Origin of the sequence: Micromonospora sp. NPDC049580, from assembly GCF_040675595.1 — a bacterium.
Lineage (GTDB): Bacteria > Actinomycetota > Actinomycetes > Mycobacteriales > Micromonosporaceae > Micromonospora.
In genome coordinates, this window is sequence record NZ_JBFAPG010000569.1 from 1 (window position 1) to 3,650 (window position 3,650).

A 3,650-nucleotide genomic window follows, 5' to 3' on the forward strand; every position below is an offset into this window, starting at 1 on the left:
CCGGGGGCCCCCCCGGGCGCGGGGGCCTGGTACCGCTGGGCGGGCCCCCGGGCCCGTTGGGTTCGTCGGGGTTGGGGGGGGGGGGGGGGGGGAAGCGGGCCGTGGCCGGCCGCCGGGTCGGTGCCCAGCGGCGTCGGCGCGGGCGTACGGGTCTTCTTCGGATTGCGCCTGGCGGGCATCCGGGCCTCCTTCGGTGCCGACCTTCCCGGCGGTCCCGCGCTCCCGCGGTCGGTCGGATCGGCTGGTGACCGTGGCAACGCGACGGTCGAATGGGAAGGGACTGCTCACCGGGGATCGGGCTGGGTCAACACCGCCGAACGGTGGACGGAGACGCGCGACGCCCGGGAGCGCACGGACCGCGATCGCGGGGCGGCGGGCCGGCTCGGGAAGTGGGGCGTCAGTTACGCATGCCCGAACCCTAACCACCGCCCGATGAGACGCGCACCCGAATTTCCTGGCACGATCGGCGCATGCTGATCGCGTTCTCGATCACTCCGCTCGGTGCCGGCGACTCCGTGGGTGACCTGGTTGCCGAGGCGGTACGGGTGGTCCGCGAGTCCGGGTTGCCCAACCGGACCGATGCCATGTTCACCACCGTCGAGGGCGAGTGGGACGAGGTGATGGCGGTGGTGAAGCGGGCGGTCGACGTGGTGGCCGCGCAGGCGCCCCGGGTGAGCGTCGTCCTGAAGGCCGACGTTCGGCCCGGGGTCACCGATGCGCTCACCGCGAAGGTGGCGCGTGTGGAGGATCGACTGGCCCAGGGGTGAGCGTGGCTGCCGGTCGAGGTGTGGACGCGCCGGGCGAACGGGCCGCGACCAGGCGGTGACCCGCCGTGGGACGACCCGCCCACGATGCCGCGCGCCGCGATACGGTCGCAGCAGGATAGTTCGACGGCGAGAGGTGGCGGCACGAATGGCTGAGCAGGCGACGGCGCAGATCGGCGTGACCGGGCTGGCGGTGATGGGCCGAAACCTGGCCCGCAACCTGGCCCGCAACGGCTTTACCGTGGCGGTGCACAACCGGTCGCCGGAGCGCACCCGCAGCCTCGTCGCCGAGCACGGTGACGAGGGCTCCTTCGTGCCCGGTGAGTCGATGGCCGACTTCGTGGCGTCGCTGGAACGGCCCCGCGCGGTGATCGTGATGGTCAAGGCCGGTGCGCCCACCGACGCCGTGATCGACGAGCTGGTGCCGCTGCTGGAGGAGGGCGACATCATCGTCGACTGCGGCAACGCCCACTTCGCCGACACCCGTCGCCGGGAGGAGTCGCTGCGCGCGCAGGGGCTGCACTTCAGCGGCACCGGCGTCTCCGGTGGTGAGGAGGGCGCGCTGCTCGGGCCGAGCATCATGCCGGGCGGTTCCGCCGAGTCGTACGCCAAGCTCGGGCCGATGTTCGAGAAGATCGCCGCCCACGTGGACGGCGTGCCGTGCTGCATGCACGTCGGGCCGGACGGCGCCGGGCACTTCGTCAAGATGGTGCACAACGGCATCGAGTACGCCGACATGCAGCTCATCGCCGAGGCGTACGACCTGCTCCGGTCCGGCCTGGGCGCGAAGCCGGCGGAGATCGCGGAGATCTTCCGCGACTGGAACAACGGCGAGCTGGAGTCCTTCCTCATCGAGATCACCGCCGACGTGCTCGCGCACACCGACGCGGCGACCGGCCGCGCGTTCGTCGACGTCGTGCAGGACCGGGCCGAGCAGAAGGGCACCGGCCGGTGGACCGTGCAGAGCGCCCTCGACCTGGGCGTCCCGATCACCGGGATCGCCGAGGCGACGTTCGCCCGCTCGCTGTCCGGGCACGTCGACCAGCGCGAGGCGGCCCGGCGGGCGTTCCCGGACGCCGGTGAGAAGTGGCAGGTCGCCGACCGGGACGCGTTCGTGGAGGACGTGCGCCGGGCGCTGCTCGCCTCCAAGATCGTCGCGTACGCGCAGGGCTTCGACCAGATCCGGGCCGGCAGCCAGGAGTTCAACTGGGGCATCGACCTCGGTGGCACGGCGACCATCTGGCGGGGTGGCTGCATCATCCGCGCCCGCTTCCTGAACCGCATCCGCGAGGCGTACGACGAGCAGCCCGACCTGCCGACGCTGCTCGTGGCGCCGTACTTCGCCGAGGCGGTCGCGGCCGGCGTGCCGAGCTGGCGGCGGGTCGTGGCCGACGCGGCCCGGGCGGGGGTGCCGACGCCGGCGTTCTCGTCGTCGCTGGCGTACTTCGACGGGCTGCGCGCCGAGCGGCTGCCCGCCGCGCTGATCCAGGGCCTGCGGGACAACTTCGGCGCGCACACCTACCAGCGCGTCGACCGCGAGGGCTCGTTCCACACCACCTGGGCCGGCGAGAAGACCGAGTCCCCGGCGTAGCCGGAATCGCCCCGCGCGCCGCGCCCCGCAAGATCGTGCTCGATCCATGATGTGGTGGCCTTCCGACAACGGGAGGCCACCACATCCATGTTCGAGCATGATCATGGGACCAGACGGCAGGTACGCGCGGGCACCCGTCAGGCGACAGTGGCGTGCATCTCCCAGACGAGGATCTCGGCCGGCTCGTCGGCGGTCACCCGCCGGCCGCCGGTCATGGTGAGCCGGGCGGCGTCGCCGGTGCCGAGCGGGCCGCTGTCCTCCAGGGTCACCGTGCCGTTCGGCACGTACAGGTGCACGAAGGGCGCGTCCGGGAGGGTGACCTCGTCGCCGGGGCCGAGTCGGGCGGCGTGCAGGGTCGCGTACCGGTTGCGGATCCGGATCGCGGACGCGCCGTCGTAGCGGTCCATCCCGGACGCGATCGGCACCAGGCCGCCGCGCAGCAACTCGTCCTCGATCTCCAGCTGCTCGTAGCCGGGGTCGACGCCCTGTTCGTCGGGGAGCACCCACATCTGCACGAAGTGCACGGGGTCGCTGTGCGGCTCCTGGTTGTTGAGCCGCCAGGCGTCGTTCTTCTCCGAGTGCAGGATGCCGGTGCCGGCGCTCATCCGCTGCGCCAGGCCGGGGTAGATCACCCCGGAGTGGCCGGTGGAGTCCTGGTGCACGAGTGAGCCGCGCAGCACCCAGGTGACGATCTCCATGTCCTCGTGCGGGTGGGTCTCGAAGCCGGCGCCGGGCCGGACCACGTCGTCGTTGTTCACCAGCAGCAACCCGTGGTGGGTGTTGGCCGGGTCGTAGTGCCGGGAGAACGAGAAGGAGTGCTTGGAGTCCAACCAGGAGATCCGGGTGGCGAACCGGTCCTCGGCCCGACGCAGGTCGACCGACGGCGCGGGTGCGGTCACCAGGCACGCTGCCCGGCGTCGGGGGTCGACGGCGCCCAGGTCAGGGCCGGTTCACCGGTGACCAGTTCGGCGATCTCACCGGTGCGCAGCTGCGGCGTGTGACCGAACTCCGCGCAGTGCTGCTCGGCGATCTCGGCGCAGATCTCGGCGACCTGTTCGCAGATCGGGTCGCCCAGATCCGCCGCGTTCAACGCCATGATCATTTTGTACCGGAGATCCCGCATATCCACCCCCAGCCGCCGATTCCCGCCGAGTCCCGCCACCTCCGGACCCTACCTGCCCCCACCTCCCCGAACCCCGAAACAACCAACCCAGACCCCCCACCCCGGCCGCGTCGATCATGGAGTTGTGGCGGTGAACGAAAGTCGTGAATGCGACCGAACCGGCCACCACAAC

4 protein-coding genes are annotated in these 3,650 nt (G+C 71.8%); 2 read left to right on the plus strand and 2 right to left on the minus strand.

The window, feature by feature from the left end:
- The first annotated feature begins 470 nt into the window (after positions 1-470).
- Positions 471-767: an MTH1187 family thiamine-binding protein gene (locus AB0J68_RS29200; RefSeq protein ID WP_354854679.1), complete on the plus strand. Its 297-nt coding sequence runs from the start codon at positions 471-473 to the stop codon at positions 765-767.
- Between the two features lie 145 nt (positions 768-912).
- A complete protein-coding gene (gene gndA / locus AB0J68_RS29205) occupies positions 913-2,355 on the plus strand; it encodes an NADP-dependent phosphogluconate dehydrogenase (protein WP_363941741.1) in 1,443 nt (480 codons plus the stop codon).
- Positions 2,356-2,492: 137 nt separating this feature from the next.
- Here the strand turns inward: gndA and AB0J68_RS29210 are convergent, their stop codons facing one another.
- Both AB0J68_RS29210 and AB0J68_RS29215 read right to left on the minus strand, forming a co-directional pair.
- Complete coding sequence (locus AB0J68_RS29210; protein ID WP_355067066.1) at positions 2,493-3,254, minus strand: pirin family protein; 762 nt, start codon at positions 3,252-3,254, stop codon at positions 2,493-2,495.
- Positions 3,251-3,451, minus strand: coding sequence for a thioredoxin reductase (locus AB0J68_RS29215; RefSeq protein ID WP_354854685.1), 201 nt, complete (start codon positions 3,449-3,451; stop codon positions 3,251-3,253). The genes AB0J68_RS29210 and AB0J68_RS29215 overlap by 4 nt, the downstream gene beginning before the upstream one ends.
- Positions 3,452-3,650: the final 199 nt, after the last annotated feature.

Bases quoted from the DNA above. Each gene is read 5' to 3' on its own strand.
- AB0J68_RS29200 (WP_354854679.1), top strand. From the start codon at position 471: ATGCTGATCGCGTTCTCGATCACTCCGCTCGGTGCCGGCGACTCCGTG.
- gndA (WP_363941741.1), top strand. From the start codon at position 913: ATGGCTGAGCAGGCGACGGCGCAGATCGGCGTGACCGGGCTGGCGGTG.
- AB0J68_RS29215 (WP_354854685.1), bottom strand. From the start codon at position 3,451: ATGGCGTTGAACGCGGCGGATCTGGGCGACCCGATCTGCGAACAGGTC.